The organism is Janthinobacterium sp. SUN128 (assembly GCF_030587275.1).
Classification (GTDB): Bacteria; Pseudomonadota; Gammaproteobacteria; order Burkholderiales; family Burkholderiaceae_D; genus Janthinobacterium; species Janthinobacterium lividum.
The window spans coordinates 2,592,080-2,615,282 of record NZ_JAPWHY010000001.1 but is presented as its reverse complement, the minus strand read 5'-3'; the positions used below and the strand labels follow the sequence as shown (position 1 = coordinate 2,615,282).

General features: G+C 65.3%; 16 protein-coding genes. 10 read left to right on the top strand and 6 right to left on the bottom strand.

Annotated elements, in window-relative coordinates:
• The first annotated feature begins 41 nt into the window (after positions 1 to 41).
• Positions 42 to 1,082 carry an OmpA family protein gene (locus tag O3297_RS11835; protein ID WP_305048786.1) on the top strand — a complete coding sequence of 347 codons (1,041 nt, stop codon included), beginning with the start codon at positions 42 to 44 and terminating at the stop codon, positions 1,080 to 1,082.
• 479 nt (positions 1,083 to 1,561) lie between these two features.
• On the opposite strand, the gene O3297_RS11830 is transcribed toward O3297_RS11835, so the two are convergent.
• Positions 1,562 to 4,279, bottom strand: a complete 2,718-nt coding sequence (locus O3297_RS11830; RefSeq protein ID WP_305048785.1) for a M1 family metallopeptidase — start codon at positions 4,277 to 4,279, stop codon at positions 1,562 to 1,564.
• Positions 4,280 to 4,541: 262 nt separating this feature from the next.
• Here O3297_RS11830 and O3297_RS11825 point away from each other — a divergent pair, with 262 nt between their 5' ends.
• Positions 4,542 to 5,165: a glutathione S-transferase family protein gene (locus tag O3297_RS11825; protein ID WP_305048784.1), complete on the top strand. Its 624-nt coding sequence runs from the start codon at positions 4,542 to 4,544 to the stop codon at positions 5,163 to 5,165.
• A 66-nt stretch (positions 5,166 to 5,231) separates the two neighbouring features.
• Here O3297_RS11825 and O3297_RS11820 read toward each other — a convergent pair whose 3' ends face one another.
• The 4 genes from O3297_RS11820 to O3297_RS11805 form a co-directional block, all read right to left on the bottom strand.
• Positions 5,232 to 7,337, bottom strand: a complete 2,106-nt coding sequence (locus O3297_RS11820; protein ID WP_305048783.1) for a prolyl oligopeptidase family protein — start codon at positions 7,335 to 7,337, stop codon at positions 5,232 to 5,234.
• A gap of 182 nt (positions 7,338 to 7,519) precedes the next feature.
• Complete coding sequence (locus tag O3297_RS11815) at positions 7,520 to 8,179, bottom strand: hypothetical protein (RefSeq protein WP_305048782.1); 660 nt, start codon at positions 8,177 to 8,179, stop codon at positions 7,520 to 7,522.
• Between the two features lie 3 nt (positions 8,180 to 8,182).
• Positions 8,183 to 8,827: a DUF4304 domain-containing protein gene (locus O3297_RS11810; protein ID WP_305048781.1), complete on the bottom strand. Its 645-nt coding sequence runs from the start codon at positions 8,825 to 8,827 to the stop codon at positions 8,183 to 8,185.
• Between the two features lie 129 nt (positions 8,828 to 8,956).
• Complete coding sequence (locus tag O3297_RS11805) at positions 8,957 to 9,385, bottom strand: RidA family protein (protein WP_099394675.1); 429 nt, start codon at positions 9,383 to 9,385, stop codon at positions 8,957 to 8,959.
• Positions 9,386 to 9,513: 128 nt separating this feature from the next.
• Between O3297_RS11805 and O3297_RS11800 the strand changes: the two genes are divergently transcribed.
• The gene (locus O3297_RS11800; protein WP_305048780.1) at positions 9,514 to 10,452 is read left to right on the top strand and encodes a LysR family transcriptional regulator; all 939 of its coding nucleotides are present in this window, start codon (positions 9,514 to 9,516) and stop codon (positions 10,450 to 10,452) included.
• On the opposite strand, the gene O3297_RS11795 is transcribed toward O3297_RS11800, so the two are convergent.
• Complete coding sequence (locus tag O3297_RS11795; protein ID WP_305048779.1) at positions 10,436 to 12,124, bottom strand: CehA/McbA family metallohydrolase; 1,689 nt, start codon at positions 12,122 to 12,124, stop codon at positions 10,436 to 10,438. The two genes, O3297_RS11800 and O3297_RS11795, sit on opposite strands and share 17 nt — an antisense overlap.
• Before the next feature lie 324 nt (positions 12,125 to 12,448).
• Here O3297_RS11795 and O3297_RS11790 point away from each other — a divergent pair, with 324 nt between their 5' ends.
• Genes O3297_RS11790 through O3297_RS11760 form a run of 7 tightly spaced genes read left to right on the top strand, consistent with a single transcriptional unit; the run spans position 12,449 to position 23,202 of the window.
• The gene (locus tag O3297_RS11790; RefSeq protein WP_034779126.1) at positions 12,449 to 13,744 is read left to right on the top strand and encodes an MFS transporter; all 1,296 of its coding nucleotides are present in this window, start codon (positions 12,449 to 12,451) and stop codon (positions 13,742 to 13,744) included.
• Positions 13,745 to 13,754: 10 nt separating this feature from the next.
• Positions 13,755 to 16,307 carry a nitrite reductase large subunit NirB gene (nirB, locus tag O3297_RS11785; RefSeq protein ID WP_305048778.1) on the top strand — a complete coding sequence of 851 codons (2,553 nt, stop codon included), beginning with the start codon at positions 13,755 to 13,757 and terminating at the stop codon, positions 16,305 to 16,307.
• A 12-nt stretch (positions 16,308 to 16,319) separates the two neighbouring features.
• Positions 16,320 to 16,673: a nitrite reductase small subunit NirD gene (gene nirD, locus O3297_RS11780; RefSeq protein ID WP_070256593.1), complete on the top strand. Its 354-nt coding sequence runs from the start codon at positions 16,320 to 16,322 to the stop codon at positions 16,671 to 16,673.
• Positions 16,670 to 17,896 carry an NAD(P)/FAD-dependent oxidoreductase gene (locus tag O3297_RS11775; protein ID WP_071653678.1) on the top strand — a complete coding sequence of 409 codons (1,227 nt, stop codon included), beginning with the start codon at positions 16,670 to 16,672 and terminating at the stop codon, positions 17,894 to 17,896. Before nirD ends, O3297_RS11775 begins: the two co-directional genes overlap by 4 nt.
• Before the next feature lie 22 nt (positions 17,897 to 17,918).
• Complete coding sequence (locus O3297_RS11770; protein WP_305048777.1) at positions 17,919 to 20,588, top strand: nitrate reductase; 2,670 nt, start codon at positions 17,919 to 17,921, stop codon at positions 20,586 to 20,588.
• A gap of 24 nt (positions 20,589 to 20,612) precedes the next feature.
• Positions 20,613 to 21,182 (top strand): adenylyl-sulfate kinase, encoded by a 570-nt coding sequence (gene cysC, locus O3297_RS11765; protein WP_370385400.1) that lies wholly within the window; start codon positions 20,613 to 20,615, stop codon positions 21,180 to 21,182.
• 4 nt (positions 21,183 to 21,186) lie between these two features.
• Complete coding sequence (locus O3297_RS11760; RefSeq protein ID WP_305048775.1) at positions 21,187 to 23,202, top strand: diguanylate cyclase domain-containing protein; 2,016 nt, start codon at positions 21,187 to 21,189, stop codon at positions 23,200 to 23,202.
• The last annotated feature ends 1 nt before the right edge of the window (position 23,203 follow it).

Sequence of the window (23,203 nt, the reverse complement as noted above, 5' to 3'; positions counted from 1 at the left end):
CTCCGAAAATGACACCGACGATGACACCGACGAAGATAACAATGAACGCACTGATACCGCTCGCCAGCCTGCTGGCCATGGGACTGGCCCAGGCGGCCACGCCCACCCTGCCGACGGCGCCGCTGGCCATGCCCCAGCTGCGCATCAGCGACCAGGCCGTCTCCGCGGACCAGCAGGCTTACCGCGTGCTGCAGGAGCGCATCAAGAAGCTCAACGACGGCGGCGTGCGCGTGGGCGATTATTACCTGTCCAAGGCGCAATGCTGGCTCGACGTGTCCTTCCATGAGTACACGCGCAACGACCGCTCGGCCTTTCCCCTGCAAGCCTTGCAGGAATCGGCAAAGATCGTCGCCGCGCTGGAAGACGGCAGCACGCCCAATCCTGGCGACGCCACGCCGCTGCTGAACGATGCCACGCGCCTGCGCGACGATCTGTGGTCCGGCTTTGGAACGTTGCGCGAGTCGCCCGGCTTCGCCTGCGCGGCGCAGAAGGTGGCGTGCGGCGAAGTGGAGCTGGTGCATGCGGGCAATGAGTACAAGCAGCAGGGCTGGCGCCACGCGAATCCCTACGTGCAGCTGGCCGAGGATGCGCAGGCCGCCGCCCAGTCCGCCGCTTCGGCTTGTCCGGCCGACAAGCCGAAGCCGCCGGAAATCCTGCCGCCGCGCATCGAGCATGAGCGCATCACGCTGGACATGGATGCCTTGTTCCGCTTCGACAAGGCGGGTGCGGCCGACGTGCTGCCGCAGGGCGTCGAGAAAATCCGGGAACTGGCGGCGCGCCTGAAGCAGGGCTATGTGCAGATCGATACGCTTTCCGTAACGGGCCACACGGACCGCCTGGGTTCGGACAGCTACAACCAGGCCCTGTCCGAACGGCGCGCGCTGACGGTGAAGCAGTTGCTGCGCGAGCAAGGCATCGCCAATGTCATCAGCGCGTATGGCAAGGGCAAGGCGGAACCCGTCGCCGCCTGCGACAAGGTGGCGCCGCGCGCCGCCCTGATCGCCTGTCTGCAGCCGAACCGCCGCGTGGAAATAGAGTTGACGGGTATCAAAAGTTCCGCGAAGGAGGGCGGCGCACCATAGCGCTACGTCATAAGGCGGTCATATGGCGCTGTTATGATGCTTTTGTTGGCACACAGCATGCAATGCGCAAATCACTACGCTCCGGGAGCGATAGGATGCAGGCATGACTCAACAGCTTAGCCGGTGAGCTCAACCATCGGCACCAGATATGTAAAACTTGTTTTATAGTAATGATTGCAGGGTGGGACAGGGGAAATGCGGGGATCGGGCGGGGATTTAATGAAGTCCTAAGCCTGTTTCCGGCAAGGGCTGGCATAGTGGATACATGGCGCACGGAAACCCCGGGCGCAAGGTTGCCGGACACCTCAATGACCGGCACGATTTCCACTTTTTCATGTGTTTTCCGTTTTATCCCTGCGCTCTGAAACAGCGTTTCAACCGGCTACCGCACCTTGCGAAGCCGGTTTTTTTTGCCCGGATTTTCGTACAGGGCTGGAAAATGCCCGGCGCCGCCTTACTGCGGCGCCGGGCGCGGGCGCTTAGCCCGTTTGCTTGGCCAGCCACGCATCGACGGCCGGCAGGCGCTCGGCACGCACCTTGATGCGGTATTTGATGCCGGCCACGGAACTGTCGGCGTCGCCGCGCGCGCTGGCCGGCAGGTTGGCCTGCGCATACGCTTCCAGCTTGGCGATCATTTCCGGTTGCGCCGAACCGGCCGCCAGGCGCGGGAAGTAGCGGCTGCGCGAACTGGCGTCGATGCGCGCATTGACTTGCTCCAGGTGCGCCAGCGCGAAGTCGAAGGCCATCTCAGGATGCCTGCGCGACACGCGCGAGATCATGGCCGGGCTGTTGGTCACGCCAGGTTCATCCGTCAATGCCAGCGCCAGCGCCCGCTGCGCCAGGGCCGCATCGTCGGTCGAGGCCAGCAAGTCGTACAGCTGGTTCTTGACCAGCGGCGTCTTTTCCCGCTGCGCCTTGGCGTGCAGCTGCTCCCAGGTGGCGGCGTCCGCATGCTGCGCCACCACGCCCAGGATGGTGCGGCGCAACGGCGCAGGCATGGCGGCCGCATTTTGCTCACCGGCCTGTTCGCTGGCCGCGTAGCGGCGGCGCGCTTCGGCGATCACCCCCGGCTCGCCCATGTCGCCGAGGATGGAAATCAGGCGTCCGCGCAGGGTCGCCACGCTCGATGCTTCGCCCGCGCGCGCTTCCCAGCCCGTCTGCGCCATCATCGGCGCCAGGCGCGCCATGGCAAAGCGGCCGAAAGCCTGCTGGCGCGCCTTGCTTTCCGCGCTATCGCCCGCATACTGCTCATACAGGCTGTTCAGCGAGCCGGCCACCCGGCCCAGCACTTGCGGGTCGGCCGACAGCGGCGTGGCCTTCACCAGTTCCAGGAAAGCCGCCGGGTCTTGCAAGCCCGCCATGCCCAGCGACTGGCTGTCCGCCAGCAAGCCCAGCTGGTCGATCGGCGCCAGGCGCGCGAAGCTGCCCGCCAGCGCGTGCGTGCCGGCTGGCGCGTACAGGGTGCGGTAGTAGCCGCTCTGGCCCGCGTTCACCAGCAGGGCGCCGCAACCGGGCACGTTCAGGGTCGCCTTGCCATTCTTGATCACTACCTTGGCCAGCTTGCCGTTGCCGACCGTCGAAGCGATCACCGGCACTTTCCACGACAGCGGCTTCTTGTCCGGCTGATCCTTGGAAAATTCCGTCTGCGTCAAGGTCACGCGCGTACTGCCCTTCCTGCACACGGCTGCGCCGACGGTGATCATCGGCACGCCCGGCTGCAGGGTGAAGTCATGGGCGATGGCGCTGACGGGCTTGCCCGCGGCCGCATCGACTTCGCGCCACAGGTCGTCCGACACCGTATTGCCATATGCATGCTTGCGCATGTAGCTGCGCACGGCCGTGCGCCACGTGTCGGCGCCCACGTACGCTTCGAGCATGCGGATCACCGCTTCACCCTTCTGGTAGGTGATGCCGTCGAAGGCCTGGCTGGCCTGTTCCACGGTGGCGATGCGCTGCACCACCGGGTGCGTGGTGCGCAGCGCATCCTGGCTCATCGCCGATTCGCGTCCGCCCACGTTGGACAGGGCCGTGTTCCATTCCGGGTGCAGACGCTCCGTGGTGCGGCTTTCCATCCACGACGCAAAACCTTCGTTGAGCCACAGGTCGTCCCACCAGCGCATGGTGACCAGGTCGCCGAACCACTGGTGCGCCATTTCATGCGACAGGGTGGTGTAGATGTTTTCCTTGTCGGTCTGCGTCGAGATGGTCGGGTCGAGCAGCAGGCCGTATTCGAAGGTGAAGACGGCGCCCCAGTTTTCCATGGCGCCGAAGAACTGGCTGCGGCCCGGCGCGGCGATGTTGTCGAGCTTGGGCAGCGGATAGCGCACGCCGAAATAATCGTTGTATTCGCGCAGCAGGGCGGCCGATTCGTCGAGCGCGAAGCGGCTTTGCGCCAGCGCGCCCTTCTTCGTGATGACGCCTATTTCCGTGCCGTCGCTCATGGCCGTGGCGCGCTCGAAGTCGCCCAGGCCGAAGAACAGCAGATAGGTCGACATGCGCGGCGTGGTGGCGAAATACACGTGCTTCTTGCCATTGCCCAGCTCTTCGCTGCGGGCGATCGGCATGTTGCCGACGGCCATCTGGTTGCTCGGCACGACCACGTCCAGCGCGAAGGTGGCCTTGTAGTCCGGTTCATCCCACGATGGCAGCATGCTGCGCGCATCCGAATTCTCGAACTGCGTGTACAGGGCGCGCTGGCGTCCTTGCGGCGTATCGTAGTCGAGCGAGAACAGGCCCGTCGCCTGCGTGCCGATCTTGCCGGTGTAGTCGATGCGCAACAGGTACTCGCCCTTGGCCAGCGGCTCGGCAAAATGCACGGTGGCCGTCTGCTTGTCCGCATCGATATCGATCTTGCGCGTCACCTGCTTGCTGCCGCCCGCGCCTTCGATGGCGGCGGCGGCAAACGCCAGGTTCAAGGCATTGAAGGTGATGCTGGCCGTTGGCGTGTCGACGGCCACCTTGATGGCGGCTTCGCCCTTGAAGGTCGAGGCGGCGGCATCCGGCGTGATCGACAGGATGTAGTGCAAAGGCGTGACGCCGCGCGGCAGCTGCGTGGTGGTGCCAAGGGCGTGGCTGGCCGACGCGTATTTGGCGGCGGGCGCGGCGTGGCCCGGGGTGAAGCCGGTGACGGCGGTCAGCGCCAGGACGGCGGCGGCCAGATGGCTGCGGCGGAAACGCGGAGTCGGTGTGCGATGCATGGTATGCCCTTCGTTCATGGGTAAAACGCCCGCCGGCCGGGTAGGCTGCGAGCGTTGATGGCGGTTGGGGGACATCGCTGGAACTGGAAGCCAGCGTTCCCGTACAGCAATCTAAGTGGAAATGGGGGCAAAGTCAACGCGCCAGGAGCGCCGCACCACGACGGTGCGCTGGTATGATGGGCGCCTGACTGCATTGCCACAGGCTGGTGCCGCACCTGATTGTCAACCACCATCCACCACTACAACGAGACGAGACCTGCACATGAAACTGACTATCAGCCCCCGCACGCCCAATCCACGCCGCGTCACCATGTTCATCGCCGAGAAGGGCATCACCGGCATCGAGGAAGTGGCGCTCGACCTGATGGCGGGGCAGCACCGCGATCCCGCCTTCCTGGCGAAAAACCCGCTGGGCCGCGTACCCGTGCTGGAATTGGCGGACGGGCGCGTGCTGACCGAGACGCGCGCCATCTGCACCTACCTGGAAGGCTTGCAGCCGCAGCCGAACCTGATGGGCGAAGGCTTCGAGGAACGCGCCTTCATCGAAATGGCCGACCGCCGCGTGGAACTGCATTTGTTCAGCGCCACCGCCAACTGGGTGCGCCACGGCCATCCGGCCCTGGTGGCGCTGGAAAACCCGCAGTTTCCCGATTTCGCCGCGGCGCAGGCGGGCAAGCTGCGCGAAACGGCGCAATGGCTGGACCAGGTGCTGGGCAGCCAGCCGTACATCGCCGGCGAACGGTTCACGATTGCCGACATCACGGCTTTTTGTGCGCTGGAATTTGCGCGTGGCCTGATGAAGTACCGTCCCGGCGCGGAAGGCTTGGCCAACCTGCAGGCTTACCGCGACCGCATCGCCGAACGCCCCAGCGCGCAGGCGAAGTAGGCAATCCTGCAGCGGGGCAGGCCGGGCAGGTCGGATTAGCGGGATGCGTAATCCGACACCAGCCCATTACTTCAGCTGCTCCAGCAGGAAGGTGTAGGTCAGCGCCCACATCAGCGCCTGCTGGTCGTTGTTGGCGGCACCCGCATGGCCGCCTTCCGTGTTTTCCCAGTACAGCACGTCGTGGCCTTGCTCTACCATCTTCGCCACCATCTTGCGCGCATGGCCAGGGTGGACCCGGTCGTCGCGCGTCGAAGTGGTAAACAGCACGCGCGGATATTTCTTGTCCTTGAAGACGTTCTGGTACGGCGAGTACTTGCTGATATAAGCCCATTGTTCCGGCACGTCCGGGTCGCCGTACTCTCCCATCCACGAGGCGCCCGCCAGCATCTTGTTGTAGCGGCGCATGTCGAGCAGCGGCACCTGGCTGACGACGGCGTTGAACAGGTCGGGACGCTGCACCAGCACGGCGCCCGTCAGCAGGCCGCCATTGCTGCCGCCCATGATGCCCAGGTGGCGCGGGCTGGTGACCTTGCGCTTGATCAGATCCTGCGCCACCGAGATAAAGTCGTCATACGCGCGCTGGCGGTTTTCCTTCAATGCCGCCTGATGCCAGCGGGGACCGAATTCGCCGCCGCCGCGGATATTCGCCAGCACGTACACGCCGCCCTTTTCCAGCCACGCCACGCCCGTGGTGCCGCTGTAGCTGGGTTTCAGCGACACTTCGAAGCCGCCATAGCCATACAGCACGGTGGGGTTGCTGCCGTCGAACTTCGTCTTCTTGGCCATGATGGCGAAATACGGCACCCTGGTGCCATCCTTCGATGTCGATTCGAACTGCTCCACCTTGTACGGCGCCGCGTCGTAGTAGGCGGGCAGCGACTTGATTTTCGTGCGCTTGTCGCTCTGCGCCGTGGCCAGGTACAGGGTGGTCGGATTGAGGAAGTCGGTCACCGTCAGGAAGTATTGGTCCGAATCGACGGGATCGAGCGCGCTGACGGCCAGGGTACCCAGCTTGGGCGCATCGACGGCGCGGCGCTGCCACTTGCCGTTCACGTGGCGCAGTTCCGTCAGGCGGTTCTTGACCTTGTCCAGGGTCGTCACGAGGATGGCCGATTTCGTCGCCGTGACATTGTCCAGCGAAGACGTGGCCGTTGGCGCGTACAGCACTTCCAGTTCCTGCTTGCCCTGCATGAAAGACTTGAAGTCGGTCGCCAGCAGCGAACCTTGCGCATAGGTCTTGCCGTTGACTTTCCAGTCCGAGCGCAGAGTGATGACCAGCTGGTCGCGCACGGTGAATGCCGTCGCGTCGTCCGGTTTCGGCACTTTCTTCAACTCGGCGCCGTCGCGCAGGAACATTTCACCGCTGTAGAAATCGATTTGCCGCTCGATGAACTGGTGTTCGTGGCCGGGCGTGAAATCCTTGTAGGCGCCCGCGCTCAGGTCGTCGGCTTTGGCTTCATACAGCGTTTGCGCCTGCGCCAGCGGCGTGCCGCGCTGCCACTGCTTGATGATGCGCGGGTAGCCGGAGCTGGTCATCGAGCCGGGGCCGAAATCCGTGGAGACGAACAGGGTATCCTGGTCGATCCAGCTGGCGCTGCCCTTCGCTTCGGGCAGGGTAAAGCCGCCGTCGACAAAGGCGCGCCTGGCCACGTCGTATTCGCGCACCACCTTGGCGTCGCCGCCGCCGCGCGACAGGGAAATGAGGCAGCGTTCGCCCTTCGGATACAGGCAGGTGGCGCCGCCCCAGACCCAGTTTTCACTTTCGCCGGCGGCCAGCTGGTCGAGGTCGATCACGGTTTCCCAATTTGGCTCGGCCAGCTGGTATTGCGCCAGGGTGGTGCGGCGCCAGATGCCGCGCACGTGCTGGGCGTCGCGCCAGAAGTTGTAGTAATACTCGCCTTCCTTGCTGACGTAGGGAATGCGTTCCTTGGAATTGAGAATGGTTTTCAGGCGCGCCTGCAGGGCGGGGAAGCCGGGCTGGCTTTCCAGTTCCCTGGTGGCGACGGCATTGTGCTGCCTGACCCAGGCCAGCGGCTTGTCGCCGAGGACTTCTTCCAGCCAAAGGTGGGGATCGGTAGGGGCGGTGGCGGGCGCCGTGGCTTGGGCATGGGCGACGCCCGCCGTGGCCAGGCCCAGCAGCATGCTGCCGGCAAACTTGCGATAAAAAGACATGGACAGGGTTCCTTGACGATGGTCGGTTGTGCCGTGTTGCTGTCAAAACGGCGCACCCATGGTGCCATGGATTGCTGCGGGGAACCAGTGTCTATAAACGACTATTTAAGAATTAACATGCTTTTCCAATATTGTTTGCTGGAACGGAAGCAGGCCGCAGAATCTGCGGCGTGATGCGCCCTTCAGGGGGCGCCAGGCCCAATCAGGGAGGTCACGGTGAGCCGTGTCTTGTCGACATCGCCGCCGTCGGGGTGATAAATCCACAATGCCTCGTTGTCGCGGCTGTCGATGAACAGGATGCGCGTATTTTCCTCGCCGATGGCCAGGCAAGCCGCCAGCTCGGCAGGACTGAACGGTGCTGCCTGCTTCGAGCCGGCTCCCGCCGCTTGCGCCAGGGTCTGGGCAAAGCCTGCCAGTTGCCTGACTGCCAGATAGCTTGTTCCATCCACATCGACCTCCTTGCACAACTCGTCCAGGCTGTACAGTGTGAAAGGATCTTCATCGCTGCAGATCGCCACCTCGCGACGCGACTTTCCGCTGTGGAGGTAATCGAGATAGGCCGGGGGCAGGGCCACTTTTTCCCTGGCCAGCAATTTGTCCAGCTGCTTGCCGCTTTTCTTCGCTACCCTGGCAGCCTTGGGCGCGGCAGCTTCGCAAGCCTGCGCTGTCCAGGCGACCGGATTGAACTGGAACATCCTTGTACATGCGGGGCAGTGCAGGAACATGAACGTCATCTTTTTGGCGATGGCCGTCGTTAAGAACGCGCCATCCGACGCTGCCATTGCGCTGGGGGCGAATGAGTGCCCGCAGTCGCCATCGTAGGGGCAAGTGATCTCTGTCATGGTTCAGATTGGTGTCGCATTGAAGTAGTGTTCCATACGCAAAGCGATCTCCTCTTTTTCTTGCGGATAAGATGCCTTGGGGTTTCTTTCCCAGTAGGCAATGCCTTCGTGCAAGGCCCACAAGGCTTTTTCCTGCTTGCCGGCCATCAGATAAAAATCGCAGGCCCTGGCATGCGAGCCTTGCGCTTCGACCAGGGCCAGGGCCGCCTTTTCCCAGTTGGACCGTTGGTCGAGCCAGGGAATGGCCAACTCCAGCAGATTGTCCCGCAGGCAGGCCATGACTGTTGTCCGATGGGACGGATCGACGAGCTGGTGTTCCTTGTCCTCCTTGCCATCGATGACAGGAAATTGCCAGTTTCTGATATTCCAGTCGGCCACATCGCCAACGATATTGTTGGCAGGTTCGTGAGCGTAACGCGCCTTGTGCCACGATGTATAGGATCTGGACGAAACCTGATAGTGGCTCCAGAATGCCACGCAGACATGCTCTTCGTTATGGCGGTTGGCCTGGAAATGGATGGCCTGGACGAATTCGTTCTGCGTGCGCTTGAACGTCAGCTGGCTTGGCGAGAACTTGAAGCCTGCTGCGCTCAGCGGCTCCAGCAAGAACGCTTCGATATGGGCGATGATCAGCGCTTTTGGCTTCATTGGGTTTCCTGGCATGGGTTGCTTGCGCCGCCTTGCTGTCAACATGCTGTCCAAACGGCGCTGCCATGTTGCCACAGATCAGTGCCAGCACACCTTGCGGCGGGCAATCGTGCGAGGGACAACCTGCCGCTATTTTTCCTGCACGCTTCCAGGGTCTGCGTGGTGGCCAGGCAGCCTGGCCACCACCTTGATCTCGAACTGGAAACCATACAGCCACGTCACGCCCACGGCCGTCACCGTCGGGTGCGGCGCCTGGCCCCAATATCCGGCCTGCACGATATCCCAGATGCGCTGGAAGTTGGCCTGCGGGTCGACGATGAAGATGGTTACGTCCTGCACATCGTCGAAGGTACAGCCGGCCGCTTGCAAGATGGCGTTCAGGTTGTCGAACGCACGCCGGACCTGGGCGTCGAGCCCGGGTTCGGGCGTGCCGTCTTCGCGGCTGCCAACCTGGCCGGAGACGAACAGCAGGCCGTTGGCGCGCACGGCCGGGGAATAGCGGTTCTGTTCATACAGGGCTTGGCGGCCCGGAGGGAATACGACGTCGCGTTTCATCAGCTTTCCTTTGTTGATGCAGCGAAGTTGCTGCCTGGAGAACACTTTATCTGCTGCCAGCCGGCTGATAAAGCGGCCAGAATCGCCTGCACTGTTTGTATAATCCAAACAATCGAATGGCGGAGGTGTAGATGGACAGGTTTGATGCGATGAAGGCTTTCGTGCGGGTGGTCGAGACGGGCAGTTTTACGCGGGCGGCCGCGACCTTGCACATGAGCCGCACCACGGTGACGCAGCTGGTGCAGCAGCTCGAGGCGCGGCTGCGCCTGAAGCTGCTGAACCGCACCACGCGCAAGGTCAATGTAACGGCCGATGGCGCCGCCTACTACGAGCGCATCGTGCAGGTGCTCGACACCCTGGAAGAAATCGAAACGAGCTTGCCGCACGCCGCCGCCTTGCCGCGGGGCCAGTTGCGGGTGGACGTGCCCAGTCCGCTCGCCGCTTTGCTGCTGGTGCCGGCGCTGCCCGGGTTTCATGCGCGGTATCCCGATATCGTGCTCGACATGGGCGCCAGCGACCGCATGGTCGACGTGATCGGCGAGAATGTCGATTGCGTGATACGCGGCGGTGACATCACCGACCAGTCGCTGATGGCGCGCAAGCTCGCCGACTTGCCGCTGGGCGTGTATGCGGCGCCCGCCTATCTGCAGCGGGTGGGCACGCCCTTGCATCCGCTGGACTTGCAGGACAGCGCGCACCGCATCGTGCGCTTTCGCTGGGCCAGCAGCGGCAACGGCTTTCCGTACGTGATGCACCGCGAGGGCCAGAGCGTGAAGATCCATGGCCAGTACGTGCTGTCGATCGACGACGGCAACGCCTACCTGGCGGCCGGGGTGGCGGGGCTGGGCGTGCTGTGGCTGCCCGACTACATGGCGCGGCCGCACGTGGCCAGGGGCGAGCTGCTGCCGCTGTTCCCCGCATGGACGGTTGATGCCATGCCGCTCTATCTTGCCTATCCACCGAACCGCCATGTCAGCAAGAAACTGCGCGTCTTCATCGACTGGGTGGCCGAGCTGATGGCCCGGCATTCCGCCCCCGCTGCCACTGTCACCGTCACGGCAACTGATTGATCCACACGGGCGCCGACCAGACGATGTTGCCATCGTCCTGCACCAGCCGCGCGTAATAGAAGTGGGGGCCGGGCGCGGGCGTGAGGGTGAGTTCGGCCTGGTCAGACACTTGTGTGACGGAGCCATTGCTTCCCGGCACGCCGTGGAAGATGGCAATGGCGGCCGCTTGCCGCCCCGCGCTGTTGCTGAAATGCGTGGCCAGGTGCAAGGGGCCATGGTTGTCGAAACGCTCGCCCATCAGCTTGCCGTTGGCCGTGAACAGCAGCTGCGCATGCTTGTCCATGGTGGCGAACACGCGGCGCGCGCGCAGCGCTTCGAGGAAGCTGTCGCGTGAAACAGGCATGCCGGCGGCCGGGCTGGTCACCAGCACGGCCGTGCGGTTGCCATACGACGCGCCCCAGTTGGCGCAGTGGTTGTCCTGGTTGCTGCTGAAGGCCAGGTGGTAGCCGGCTGACAGGGCGCGGTTGCAGGCTGCCTCGTAATTGCTGCGCCGCGTCTCCGTTTCCTGGTCGTTGGTGGAAAACGCGGACGTGTTCATGACTTCGCACAGCACCATGGCCGCGTCGCCATCCGGCGTGTAGCCCAGCGGCTGGCCATTGACGAGAAACTGGCCCGTTTGGGCGGGGTGGTTGAACTGGCCGACCCAGCCCCGTTCGCGCATCAGCGCGTACAGGCCCGCGTAATCGCCCTTCGGCGTTTCCACCTCGGCCAGCAGCTCGCCCAGGGCGTTCCGTTCCCAGCCCAGCAGCTGCTCGCTATTGAAGATGTTCAGGTGGCCGCCCTTGTTGATGACGCCCCATTCCATGCCGTACAGGGCCAGGAAACCGGGGTGGGCGGCCGAATACGCGGCCGCTTCGGCCAGCCCCGTCTGGTACAGGGCTGTCGCTTCGGCAGCGGTGGCGGCTGGGTTGGTGCCGTCGGAACCGTCATACATATGGTTGTGCTCGGATGTCAGCAGGGCGTCGAGCCCATGTTGCTGCGCATACTTGTAGGCATCTATGGGGCCGAAGGGCGCCGTTTGCGGATCCTGCGCGCCATGGCAGGCGTCGAGCGCCGCGCCGCCGTCGCTGTGGCGCGTCTGGCTGTGCAGGTTGGCGTAGACGATGCGGTAGCCGGGCTGGCCTTCCAGGCTGGGCAGTTGTTGCAAGCCGGCCTGGAAGGCGGGCACCGTGGGCGCCGTGCTGCTGCGCCGCAGCACCTGGATCGGCCATTGCTGCTCCACCTGCGTTTCCTGTGGCGTGCCCGCATCGGCCACGGCAAGCAGGCGCAACTGGTACAAGCCGTCTGGCGCCAGCCCCCGCCGTTTGGGCGCATCGGCGCCGGCGCGGCCATCCCAGGGCAAGGTGACACTCATGCCGCCGGCACCTACCTGTTGCGTGCCCGACCAGCGCCGCAGCACGGCGCCTTGCGGCCCCGGGCCGGACAAGGTCAATGTCCAGCGCACCGCATGGGTGCGGCCTTCGCCCGGATAGGCGAGGCGCACGACAAATGCACGCGCCTGCGTTGCCCGCTCGCCGCGCGCGGCGTGAAAGGGCGCGGCGACGGTGGCATCGAGTTCGCTGTGTTCCTTCGGCTCTTGCGCGGCGGCAGTGTTACTCCACGTAATGAGCAGCAGCCCCGCACACACCCCAGCCAGCCATGGCGGCCGTAGCCAACGCAGTGTCTTGACCATCGTGGCCTCCCGTACTGCTTCAGATGGCAGTTAGACAAGATATGCCATTTGCTGGTTCCCGCATGCACCAGCAAGTGGCATGCTTGCACCGTGATTGGCCATGATCTGGCGCAAAGCCGGTGTGAATGATGCTGCGTGCCCGTCAGGCAAGCTGGCACGGCACTTGCTAAACAGAAGGTACGGATCAACGGCGATCCCCTGAATAAACGCACAACGGTCCAACGACGGACCACATGGACAACGGCGTCCGCCCAGGCTGATTTTTCTCATCGGCGGGGGCGGGCGCCGTTTTGTTTTATCAACGGGATATTTCGGGAACCTATCATGGCCAGCCAAAAAGCAACGAGCATCGCGCTCTTCTCCCTCGCCACGCCACCCATGCGCGCATTCCACCTGACGTGGATGGCATTTTTCGTGTGTTTCTTCGCATGGTTCGCCTGCGCCCCCTTGATGCCGGTCATCAAGGGCGAGTTCGGCCTTTCCTTGGCACAAGTGGCGAACATCAATATCGCGGCCGTCGCCATCACTATCCTCGTGCGCCTGATCGTGGGGCCATTGTGCGACCGCTACGGCCCACGCAAGACCTACACGGGCTTGCTGCTGCTGGGTGCCATTCCCGTGCTGGGCGTGGCCGCTTCGCAAAGCTATGAAAGCTTTCTGTTCTTCCGCCTGGGCATCGGCGCCGTTGGCGCCAGCTTTGTCATCACGCAATATCACACCTCCGTGATGTTCGCGCCCCGCGTAGTGGGGACGGCGAATGCGGCGGCAGCCGGCTGGGGCAATGCGGGCGGCGGCGCGGCGCAGGCGCTGATGCCCTTGCTGCTCGGTGCCGTGCTGATGCTGGGCGTGTCCGAATCGATGGGCTGGCGCGTGGCCCTGCTGGTGCCGGGCGTGCTGATGCTGGTGATGGCCGCCCTCTACTGGCGCTATACGCAGGATTGCCCGGAAGGTAATTACGCGGACTTGCGCGCCGCCGGCGTGCCTATCGAGGGTGGCAAGAAGGGGGGCTGGGACAGCTTCAAGGCCGCCAGCAGCAATTATCGCGTGTGGCTGCTGTTCGTCACCTACGGTGCCTGCTTCGGCATCGAAATCTTCATCCACAACATCGCCGCCGTGTACTACGTCGACCATTTCGGCCTGTCGCTGAAATCGGCCGGCCTGGCCGCCGGCAGCTTCGGCTTGCTGGCCCTGTTTGCCCGCGCTTTGGGCGGCTGGATGTCGGATAAATTGGCCCTGCGCGGCAACCTGAACAGCCGCGTCACCCTGCTGTTCATGCTGATGATCGGCGAAGGCGTGGGCCTGCTGTGGTTTGCCAAGGTCGACAGCGTCACGTACGCCGTCATCGCCATGCTGGTCTTCGGCCTGTTCACCCACATGGCGTGCGGCGCGACCTACGCGCTGGTGCCCTTCATCGACAGCCGTGCCCTGGGCGGCGTGGCCGGCATCATCGGCGCCGGCGGCAACGTGGGCGCCGTGGCGGCCGGCTTCCTGATGAAGGGCACGGGCGACATCCGCCAGACCCTGATCATCCTCAGCGCGCTGGTGGTGATCTCGGCCCTGTGCGCCATCGCAGTGCGCTTTACCCGCGAAGCGGCCGAACCAAACATGGCCGCGGCCTGAGGAGAGAACAATGAACCACCCCTTGAACATCGTCGTCCTTGGCCATGGCATGGTCGGACACAAATTCCTCGAACGCCTGGCGCTGGAGAACAACACGCGCCTGTCCGTGATGGTCTTGTGCGAAGAGCCGCGCCCCGCCTACGACAGGGTGCACCTGTCCGAATTTTTCAGCGGAAAATCGGCCGAGGACCTGTCGCTGGTGGCGCCCGGCTTCTTCGACAAGGGCAACGTCGTCCTGAAGCTCAATGCGCGCGCCGTGTCCATCGACCGCGCGGCAAAAACCGTCACCGCCAGCACGGGTGAAGTGCTGGGCTACGACAAGCTGGTGTTCGCCACCGGCTCCACGCCGTTCGTGCCGCCGCTGCCGGGCAAGGAGCGCGATGGCTGCTTCGTCTACCGCACCATCGAAGACCTGGAAGCCATGCTGGCCTGGGGCGGAAAGTCAAAAACAGGCGTGGTGATCGGCGGGGGATTGCTGGGTCTCGAATGCGCGAAGGCCTTGAGGGATCTGAAGCTGGACACCCACGTGGTGGAATTCGCGCCGCGCCTGATGGCCGTGCAGGTCGATGAAGGCGGCGCGCGCGTCCTGCGCCGCAAGATCGAGGAACTGGGTGTGACCGTGCACACGCAAAAGAATACCCTGGCCATCGTCGACGGCGAAGCGGCCACGCACCGCATGCAGTTTGCCGACGGCAGCCACCTGGAAGCGGACATGATCGTCTTCTCGGCCGGCATCCGCCCGCGCGACGAACTGGCGCGCGCCTGCGGCCTGGACGTGGGACCACGCGGCGGCATCGCCATCGACGACAGCTGCGTCACGTCCGATCCGGACATCTACGCGATCGGCGAATGCGCGCTGTGGGGCGGCCTGGTGTTTGGCCTGGTGGCGCCCGGCTATGAAATGGCGCGCATCGCGGCGCGCCACGTGCTGCAGGAAGAGGGCGAAGCCTCGTTCAAGGGCGCCGACATGAGCACCAAGCTCAAACTGATGGGCGTGGACGTGGCCAGCCTGGGCGACCCGCACGGCAATGCGCCGGGCAGCCGCTCCTACCAGTTCATGGATGAACGCAAGCAGATCTACAAGAAGATCGTCGTTTCCGATTGCGGCAAATACCTGCTGGGCGGCGTGATGGTGGGCGACGCCAGCGAGTACGGCACCTTGCTGCAGATGATGCTCAATAAAATCGAGCTGCCGGCATCCCCCGAGTTTCTGATCCTGCCCCAGGCAGACGGCCAGCAAAAGGCGGGCCTGGGCGTGGATGCCTTGCCCGAGTCGGCGCAAATCTGCTCGTGCAATGACGTGTCCAAAGGCGCGCTGTGCGCGGCCGTCGCCGATGGCGCCACCACCATCGGCGCATTAAAATCCTGCACGAAAGCGGGCACCGCGTGCGGCGGCTGCGTGCCGCTGGTGACGCAGATCATGAAGGCGGAAATGCAGAAGCAGGGCCTGGCCGTCAACAACCACGTGTGCGAACACTTTGCGTACTCGCGCCAGGAATTGCACCACTTGGTCCGCGTGGGAAAAATCCGCAGCTTCGGCGCGCTGCTGTCCGCGCATGGCCAGGGTTTGGGTTGCGACGTGTGCAAGCCCGTGGCGGCGAACATCCTGGCATCGTGCTGGAACGATTTCGTCCTGTCTCCCGTGCACGCCAGCCTGCAGGACAGCAACGATTATTTTCTCGGCAATATCCAGAAGGATGGCACGTATTCCGTCGTGCCGCGCATGCCGGGCGGCGAAGTGACGGCCGACGGCCTGATCGCCGTGGGCATGGTGGCGAAAAAATACGGTCTCTACACGAAAATCACCGGCGGCCAGCGGGTCGACCTGTTCGGCGCGCGCGTCGAACAGCTGCCGGCCATCTGGGAAGAACTGATCGCGGCCGGCTTCGAGTCGGGCCACGCCTACGGCAAATCGCTGCGCACGGTGAAATCGTGCGTCGGCTCCACCTGGTGCCGCTATGGCGTGGCCGACAGCGTGGGGTTTGCGATCCAGCTGGAAAATCGCTACAAGGGCTTGCGCACGCCGCACAAGATCAAGTTCGGCGTCTCCGGCTGCACGCGCGAATGCGCCGAGGCGCAGGGCAAGGACATCGGCCTGATCGCCACGGAAAAGGGCTGGAACCTGTACGTGTGCGGCAATGGCGGCATGAAGCCGCGCCATGCGGAGTTGCTGGCGTCCGACCTCGATGAAGCCACCCTGGTGCGCTACGTCGACCGCTTCCTGATGTTCTACGTGCGCACGGCCGACCGCCTGCAGCGCACCAGCGTGTGGCGCGACAATCTGGAAGGGGGCCTCGATTACCTGAAAGCCGTCGTCGTGGCCGACCGCCTGGGCATCGCCCACGAGCTGGAAGCGGACATGCAGCACGTGGTCGACACGTATGCCTGCGAGTGGAGGGAGGCCGTTTCCAACCCCGCCGTGCGCCAGCGCTTCCGCCATTTCGTCAACAGCGACAAAGGCGATGAAAACGTGGTGTTCGTCGAAGAGCGGGGCCAGATCCGGCCCGCCACGCCAGATGAACGCCGCAGCACCGTGATCCCCATCCTTGCCGTGGAGGCTTGAGCCATGAATGCGATGAATGAACTGTCCGGCGCCACCGCCGATAACTGGGTAGCCATCTGTCCCTTGACCGACATCGTGCCCGACACGGGCGTGTGCGCGCTGCTCGGTGGCCGCCACGTGGCCGTGTTCCGCGTCGGCGATGCCGCGCCGCGCGTGTACGCCATCGACAATGTCGACCCGAATGCGGGCGCTTCCGTGCTGTCGCGGGGCCTGGTGGGCAGCATCGGCGAGCGCGTCGTGGTGGCGTCGCCCATCTACAAGCAGCACTTCGACCTGGCCAGCGGCGAGTGCATCGAAGCGCCCGAGCATTCGGTGGCCACCTGGCCGGCGCGCGTGTTCGCGGACATGGTGTGGGTGGCCCTGTGAACCCGCCCCGGCGTCCCGCGCTCGTGGTGGTCGGCAACGGCATGGCCGGCATGCGCACGGTCGAGGAGCTGTTGAAACTCGCGCCGGACCTGTACGACATCACCGTGTTCGGCGCCGAGCCGCACGGCAATTACAACCGCATCCTGCTCTCTCCCGTGCTGGCCGGCGAAAAGTCGGTGGATGACATCATGCTGCATACGCGCGACTGGTATGCGCAAAACGGCATCACCCTGCACGCGGGCGACCCCGTCGTGCGCATCGACCGCAAGGCGCGCACCGTGCAGTCGCTGTCCGGCATCACGGTTGCCTATGACCGCCTGCTGCTGGCCACCGGTTCCACGCCCTTCATCGTACCCGTGCCGGGCCATGCGCTGCCGGGCGTGATCGGCTTTCGCGACATCAGCGACGTCGACACCATGCTGCAGGCGGCGCGCACGCACCGCCACGCGGTGGTCATCGGCGGCGGCTTGCTGGGGCTGGAAGCGGCCAACGGCTTGCAGCGCCAGGGCATGGACGTCACGGTCGTGCACATGAGCGGCGCCCTGATGAACCAGCAGCTCGATGCGCCCGCATCGATGCTGTTGAAATCGGCGCTGGAAGCGCGCGGCCTGCGTTTTCTGATGCACGCGCAAACGTCCGCCATCATGGGCAGCGCCCGCGTGGAAGGCGTGCAGTTTGCGGACGGCAGCAGCATCCCCGCCGACCTGGTGGTGATGACGGCCGGCGTGCGCCCCAACATCGCCCTGGCGCAAGCGGCCGGCCTGCACTGCGAACGGGCCATCGTCGTCGACGACTGCCTGCAAAGCTACGACCCGCGCGTGTACGCCGTGGGCGAATGCGTGCAGCACCGGCGCGCCACCTTCGGCCTGGTCGCGCCCATCTGGGAACAGGCGCGCGTGTGCGGCGCGCACCTGGCCGGCGCGGGACACCGCCGCTACGTGCAGCAGGCCAGCGCCACCAAACTGAAAGTGACGGGCATCGACCTGTACTCGGCCGGTGACATCATCGGCGGCGAGGGCAGCGAAGACCTGGTGCTGCGCGACCCGCGCCGCGGCGTCTACAAGCGGCTGGTGGTGCAGGGCAGCCGCCTGGCCGGCGCCGTGCTGTATGGCGACGTGCAGGACGGTCCCTGGTATTTCGACCTGATCCAGCAGCGCCGCGACATCAGCAAACTGCGCACCCATTTATTGTTTGGCCAGGCGCTGTGCGCCCAGGCCGCCTGACAGCGACCAACAGGATACTTTCATGACTAGCTGCATGCCCGTGAAAACCACTTGCCCGTACTGCGGCGTCGGCTGCGGCGTGGAAGCGACACGCCTTCCCGACGGCGCCATCCGCATCGCCGGCGATAGCGGCCACCCGGCCAACCTGGGCAAGCTGTGCGTGAAAGGCTCGGCCCTGGGCGACACCCTGGACCTCGACAAGCGCCTGCTGCATCCGCAGGTGCGTGTCGATGGCGTGCTGCAGCGCGCTTCCTGGGATGCCGCGCTGGACCAGGTGGCTGGCGGCTTGCGCGCCATCATCGCCGAGCACGGCCCCGACGCCGTCGCCCTGTATGTCTCGGGCCAGCTGCTGACGGAAGACTATTACATCGCCAACAAATTCATGAAGGGCTATGTGGGCAGCGCGAATATCGACACCAATTCGCGCCTGTGCATGTCGTCGGCCGTGGCGGGCCACAAGCGCGCGTTCGGCGAGGATATCGTGCCGGGCTGCTATGAAGACCTGGAACTGGCCGACATGGTGGTGCTGGTGGGCTCGAACACGGCCTGGTGCCACCCGATCCTGTTCCAGCGCATCACACGTATCAAGGAAAGCCGGCCGCACATGAAACTGGTGGTGATCGACCCGCGCCGCACGGCCACCTGCGAGCTGGCCGATTTGCACCTGCCCTTGAAGCCGGGCACCGACGTGTGGCTGTTCAACGGCTTGCTGTGCTACCTGGCACGCGAAGGCGTGATCGATGACGATTTCGTCACGCGGCACAGTGCGGGACTGGACGAAGCGCTGGCAGCCGCCCACGTGGATTGCGGCGACCCCTTGCAGGTGGCGGCCATCTGCAAGGTCGACCCGCACGCCTTGCTGGCGTTTTACCAGGCGTTTGCCGCCACGCGCAATGTCGTCACGGCGTTTTCGCAGGGCGTGAACCAGTCGTCCTCCGGCACGGACAAAGTCAACAGCATCATCAACTGCCATCTGGCGACGGGGCGCATCGGCCAGCCTGGCATGGGGCCGTTCTCGCTTACGGGCCAGCCAAACGCCATGGGCGGGCGCGAAGTGGGCGGCCTGGCCAACATGCTGGCGGCGCACCTGGAGCTGGACAAGCCGCTGCACCGCGAAGCCGTGCAAACCTTCTGGGGCTCCCCGCGCATGGCAAGCAAGCCTGGCCTGAAGGCGGTGGACCTGTTCCAGGCCATCGAGGCGGGCAAGGTCAAGGCCGTGTGGGTCATCGCCACCAATCCGCTGGTCAGCATGCCGGACGCCGACCAGGTACGCCGCGCGCTGGCCAAATGCGAACTGGTGGTGGTGTCGGACATCAGCGCCGGGTCGGACACGAATGCCCATGCCGACGTGCTGCTGCCGGCCCTGGGCTGGGGAGAGAAGGATGGCACGGTGACCAATTCCGAGCGCCGCATCTCGCGCCAGCGGGCGTTTTTGCCGGCGCCCGGCGAGGCGCGCGCCGACTGGGACGTGCTGTGCGACGTGGCACGGCGCATGGGCCATGCCGGCTTCGATTTCACGTCGCCGCAGGCCATCTTCGACGAACACGCGCGCCTGTCCGCCTTCCGCAACGCGGGAGACACGGTGCGCCTGTTCAACCTGGGCCACCTGGCCGGCCTGGATGCGGCGCGCTATGACGCCCTGGCGCCGCAGCAGTGGCCGCAGGGCCAGGCGAGGTTGTTCGGCGACGGCCGTTTCGCGCATGCGGACGGGCGCGCGCGCTTCATTCCCACGGCGCCGCGCGCGCCGCGCAACATGCCCGACGAAGACTATCCGCTGATCCTCAACACGGGCCGGGTGCGCGACCAGTGGCACACGATGACGCGCACGGGCAAGGCGGCGAAACTGTCGGGCCACATCGCCGAAGCCTTCATCGACATCCACCCGCAGGATGCGCTGCTGTACAGCGTGCGCGAAGGCGAGCTGGCGCGCATTTCCAGCGCCTGGGGCGCGATGGTGGCGCGGGTCGTGCATGGCGGCGGCATCGCGCGCGGCCAGGTCTTCGTGCCGATACACTGGAGCGACGCCAATGCGTCCGATGCGCGCGTGGGCGCCGTCGTCAATCCCGTCGTCGATCCTGTCTCGGGCGAGCCGGAATTCAAGCACACGCCCGTGCGCATCGAGCAGTTCCGCGTGCACTGGCATGCGTTTGTCCTGAGCCGCACGCCCTTGAACCTCGACGGCGTGGCGCACTGGACGCGCATCCAGGGCGAGCAGTTCCTGCGCTATGAGCTGGCCGGCCGCCAGCGCATCGAAGACCTGGGCGCCTGGGCGCGCGCGCTGCTGGGCGTCACGGACGACAATGCCGACTGGCTCGATTATGCGGACGCCAGTGCCGGCGTGTACCGGGCCGTGCACCTGGACGAGGGCCGCATCGCGCAATGCGTGTATGTCTCGCCGCGTCCCGACCTGCCGTCGCGCAGCTGGCTGGCGGGCCTGTTTGCGCACGCGCAAATGGATGCGGCCGACCGCGCCGGCGTGCTGCTGGGGCAACCCATCGGCAAGGGCGTGGACGCGGGGCCCACCGTGTGTTCGTGCTTTGGCGTGGGACGCAACACCATTTGCGCCGCCATCCGGGAGCAAAAACTGACGACGACGGCGCAGGTGACGGCCTGCGTCAAGGCGGGCGGCAATTGCGGCTCCTGCGTGCCGGAGATACGACAATTGCTGCTTGAGGCGCGCAGCGCTGCCTGATAATCTGTCCTTTCCTGCGCGGCTTTGTTATATTGCCAGCTCTACAAGAGGAGAGGCAGTGTGATGACAGCAGGACAACACGACACGGTCTGGCTGACGGGCTTGAGCGGCGCCGGCAAGTCCAGCATCGCCGATGCGCTGGCGCGCCGGCTCAAGGCGCAGGGCCGCGCCGTGGCGGTGCTCGACGGCGACCAGCTGCGCCATGGCTTGAACCGCGACCTGGGTTTTACGCCCGAGGACCGGCATGAAAACATCCGCCGCACGGCCGAAGTGGCGCGCCTGATGAACGGGGCGGGCCTGACCGTCATCGCCGCCCTCATTTCGCCGTACCGCGCCGACCGGGCCATGGCCGCCGCCATCATCGGCACGGCGCATTTCATCGAAGTCCACGTCAGCACGCCGCTGGCCGTGTGCGAGGCGCGCGATCCGAAAGGCCTGTATGAAAAGGCGCGCGCGGGGCAGTTGGCGCAATTCACGGGCATTTCCGCCCCTTACGAAGCGCCGCTGGCGGCCTCGCTGACCCTGGACACGGGCACCCTGGCGCTGGACGAGTCGGTCGAGCGCCTGTACCGGTATTTGCAGCGGCGGACGTGACGGCATGACGGCGACAAGAGGGACATTGCGCAAATGGCTGCGCCGGCGCCTGCCCGCCAGCCTGAAGGCGCGCATGAGCGTGGTCGTCTTCCTGCTCGTGCTGGGCGCGGTGGCTTCGCTGGCGCTGGCCACCCTGGCCGTGGCCGAACGTGGCATGCGCGACGTGACGGGGCGCCAGCAGTACGTATCGCTGGCCAGCGCCGCCGTCTTCATCGATGAGGAACTCGACGCGAAGCGCAATGTGCTGCGCGCGATGGCGGACAGCCTGGCGGCCAGCGGCGCGCACGACGGCGCCAGCCTGCAGCGTTTCCTGGCCGCGCAAACGGTGCTGGGGACGGAGTTCTATTCGGCCGGCGTGGTCGGCATCGACGGCGACGTCCTGGCCAGCGTGAGTCCCTTCAAGCCGCAGGCGGGGCTGAACGTGAAGGGCCGTCCTTACTTTGAACAGACGCTGGCGACCCGGCGCTCGGTGATTTCCGCGCCGCTGAACGGCAGTATTTCCGGCATGCCCATCGTGGTGGTGACGCAGCCCGTGTTCGACGCGCAGGGCGGCGTGCGCTATGTGCTGGCGGCCAGCGTCAACCTGCGCCAGCCCGATTTCCTGGGCCGTCTGGGCGCCCTCAAGCCGGGGCAGGGCGGCTATCTGTACATCATGACCAGCGAAGGCGTCATCGTCGAGCATCCCGACAAGTCGCGCATCATGCAGCATATCGAAGCCCATGGCCCCGTGAGCGTGCCCACGCGGCGCGCCATGCAGGGCTACGAGGGCTGGCTGACCGGCACCACCACGCAAGGCGTCGATGCCCTGTTCGCCTACCACCGCATCGCCTCGACGGGCTGGATACTGGCGTCCGTGTATCCCATGAGCGAGGCCTTCGCGCCGCTGCACGCCATCCGCAGCAAGATCCTGCTGGCCGCCGTGCTGCTGGCGGCGCTGGCGGGCCTGGCCGGCTGGCGCGTGGTGCTGCGCCTGCTGCTGCCGCTTGAGCGCTTGCGCCGCCAGGTGCACCAGATCCGCCGCCAGCGCCTGGGCATCGAGGCGCTGCAGATCGAGCGGCGCGACGAGATCGGCGACTTGAGCCGCGACTTTTACTCGCTGGTGGCCGAGCGCGAAATCGCCGAGGCGCAGACGCGCGACAGCGAGCGGCGCCTGAAGCTGCTGACGGACCACGTGCCCGTGGTGATCGTCTATATCGACCGCGAGCACCGCTACCAGTTCATCAACGCCACGTTTGAAAAATGGTTCGGCAGGTCGCAGCAGGAAAGCCTGATGCAGTCGATCCGCGACGTGCTGGGCGAGGAAGCGTACCAGCTGCGCGAGCAATACCTGCGGCGCGCCTTCGCGGGCGAGGAGGTCGAATATGAATTCACCATCGGCGGCGAGGGGGACGCCGGCCGGCGCGCCTTCCAGACCAGCTACGTGCCTGACGTGGGCGAGAGCGGCACGGTGGAAGGCGTGTATGGCCTGATCCACGAAATCACCAAGACCAAGGCGATGCACACGGCGCTGCAGTTTGCCGCCGCCACCGACACCCTGACGGGCATCGCCAACCGCCGCCGCTTCGACGAGCAACTGGCGCAAAGCATGCAGCGCACGCGGGCTGCGCGCGCGCCGATGGCGCTGGCCTATCTCGATATCGACCGATTCAAGGCCATCAACGACAGCCTGGGACACAAGGCGGGCGACGAGGTGCTGAAGGAATTCGCTTCGCGCCTGGTGCGCAGCGTGCGCGCCAGTGACCTGGTGGCGCGCCTGGCCGGCGATGAATTCGTGATCATTCTCGAAGGCGTGAACGGCGCGGCCGAAGTGCGCCACGTGGGCGCCAAGATTATCGACGCCATCCGCCAGCCCTTCGAACTGGCCAGCGGCCCGCTGCCGGTGACGACCAGCATCGGCATCGCCATCTTCCGCGAGGGCGCGCTGACGGCGGCGCAGTTGCTGGACCTGGCCGACCAGGCCCTGTATGCAGCCAAGGGGCAGGGCCGCGATGGCGTGGCGCTGCTCGAGGCGGCGCCCTGAG